General features: G+C 51.9%; 1 pseudogene. It reads left to right on the top strand.

Annotated features, from left to right (window positions below):
* Positions 1-399, top strand: a pseudogene (locus AB9F29_RS21375) (transcription termination/antitermination protein NusA); the annotation flags it as partial.

Here is a 399-nt window from a genome sequence, read left to right as displayed (position 1 = left end):
GGCTTTACGAACCTCGAAGAGGTTGCCTATGTGGACGTCAGCGAGTTGACCGTGATCGAAGGCATCGACGAAGATACGTCTAGCGAACTTCAAGCGCGGGCACGGGATTATCTCGAAGCGGCCAGCAAAAAAGCACTCGATACGGCACGTGAGTTGGGTGTTGAGGAATCGCTTATTGAATTTGACTGTTTGACACCCCAAATGATCCTTGCGCTTGCGCAGGACGGTGTCAAAACCCTCGAAGACTTCGCAACTTGTGCGGATTGGGAACTGGCCGGTGGCTGGACGACCGAGAACTGCGAGCGTAAGAAAGACGAAGGTGTTCTTGAACCTTTCTACATGTCGCTCGAAGAAGCACAAAAGCTGGTAATGACGGCTCGGATTACATTTGGTTGGGTT

It is taken from the genome of Falsihalocynthiibacter sp. S25ZX9 (assembly GCF_041205405.1).
In the GTDB taxonomy this organism is placed as follows: domain Bacteria; phylum Pseudomonadota; class Alphaproteobacteria; order Rhodobacterales; family Rhodobacteraceae; genus Falsihalocynthiibacter; species Falsihalocynthiibacter arcticus.
This window is presented reverse-complemented; position numbering and strand designations above follow the sequence as displayed.